Annotated in this window: 2 pseudogenes; one reads left to right on the forward strand and one right to left on the reverse strand. The window is 47.7% G+C overall.

From position 1 onward, the window contains the following. Positions 1 to 464 precede the first annotated feature (464 nt). Positions 465 to 587, forward strand: a pseudogene (locus tag PsW64_RS27080) (IS6 family transposase); the annotation flags it as partial. Between the two features lie 1,079 nt (positions 588 to 1,666). Here the strand turns inward: PsW64_RS27080 and PsW64_RS27585 are convergent. Beyond that, positions 1,667 to 1,913, reverse strand: a pseudogene (locus tag PsW64_RS27585) (hypothetical protein); the annotation flags it as partial.

Below are 1,913 nucleotides of genomic sequence, written 5' to 3' on the forward strand. Positions count from 1 at the left end.
AACACTCCCTTATTCAAATCCGTAAGCCTGTTCCATAGGTGCTGACGACAAACAAAGTGGCTAAGGTAAGAGCAGCAACTACGCCCCTCATCAAAACAACTGGCGCCGCTGCCATTGAGTTTTGATGGTTGAAACGCAAACTCTTACCAGACGCCAACAAGACCGACTCTTCTATTCGACCCGTGGTCGTACCCGATGTAGGCGAGTTCCCAAGGTGCTGGAAAGTATGTGTCTGGGACAGATTGTCCTGCCACAACAATAGCGTACATGATAGTGAAAAGTTGAATTGAAAGGAAACCCCAACTGAATGCACAACTAAATCCCTTCAACCGCGGGAGCACCAAGCAACCATGACCACGAACTTCGACAAAAGTCACCTTGCTGAGCAATACAAATAAGGTGCAAGAACAACAGCAGAGCCAACCGGGCTGGGCTAAACAACATCAAACTCCACTTGCTTCTTGCAAGATCACCGCTTCATCAAGAGGCTAACCAAACGGATAATGGGCTTCAAGGTCTTTCGTCCAGCTCAAGCGACAGTGGCTGGTATCAAGACCGCTCACTTGATCAGAAAAAGTCAATTGTAACAGAAATTTGTTCCGGCCTACTGCCATTTCAGGGCCCTCGCAAGATAGTTGCGTCTGGGCAGAAGGTGTAATGCGACCAAACGGAAAGTTTGCGACACAACCCCTTAAAGCATCTAGGATGAAGATCCTGTTTGGACTGGCCTTTTGCTACAAGTGAGAAGGTTACGCCTCACTTTTGCCATTTCAAATATCTCTGATGGGTCAAATGAGGTGGCTGCAGCCACTCGATCGCTTGCATTTAGGTTGAGTGGGGCGGCACATCGCACTCAGTCTAGTGAATGACCGATTTCGACTCAGTAGGGTGTACTTTCGACTAACCACCACCTCATTTTATTGCGCCGCATCGAATAGCTAGTTTGTGCGCAAGCCATTTCTTGCGCCTCTACAAAGTGCTATTTGCTGCGCTCATCAGGAAACCCTATGGTATCGACTAGAAGTTGAAGGCAAGCCCTAACTGAGGCTGCTCTGAGGTAGCGTGAGTGTCCGCAAATGGTCACGAGTTCGTCTTCAAGCAGGAATAGTCCTAAGGAAAATTGGCGTCGCTAAGTAGCTCTCAACTTGCTAACCTGGCGCTTTGCAGCAGGTAACTCACCTCCCTACCTTGGCGGCCCTCACCTGTACTGATCCGCGACTGCAATCGTCATTTCCCACCCACATCTACTGAGTAAGCTGCTGGCGAACATGTCTTTTGTTGACGTTGTGTTGACGCGAACGCAAAAAGCCCTGAGCGGTTGGCTCAGGGCTTTTTCTATCATACTGGTATGATTAGGATATTTTGGTTGCGGGGGTAGGATTTGAACCTACGACCTTCAGGTTATGAGCCTCTAATATAGCAAATTCTACTATAAGTTACTTTTCAATAAGTTAGCTCACAAGCGACTGATACCGCTTAGCAACTCTCATAAGACTTTAACGAACTATACGACATCAAACGGCGCTATGTACAGTTCAAACTGCGTACAGCGGTTGACGTGGTGTTGACGCAAGAACTTACGTTTCCTTCATCCCAATACTGGGACAGGACCTCAAGGTGATCAGGATACTCTTGAGACATTAACTCAGGTGCACCGAGTACCGTCTTAATCGTAAGGCTTTGCCAACTTTAATGCACGCTTTTGACTATCATTGAGTTTTTCATCTTTCACTGCGTTCGACCAAGCTACTTTGAAGACTTGATCGTTAGAATTTTGGCACCAGGACAATGCTACCGCACCGAGCGCCGTCCAGCCGATGCCATCACACATCTGAGCCCATCTTTTCGCAGGGAAGGACCCTAGTTTCTTCAGAAGGCTTAGATCTGTCTCGTCAATACGGGTCTGATTTTCT

The organism is Pseudovibrio sp. W64 (assembly GCF_001623145.1).
Taxonomy (GTDB): Bacteria; Pseudomonadota; Alphaproteobacteria; order Rhizobiales; family Stappiaceae; genus Pseudovibrio.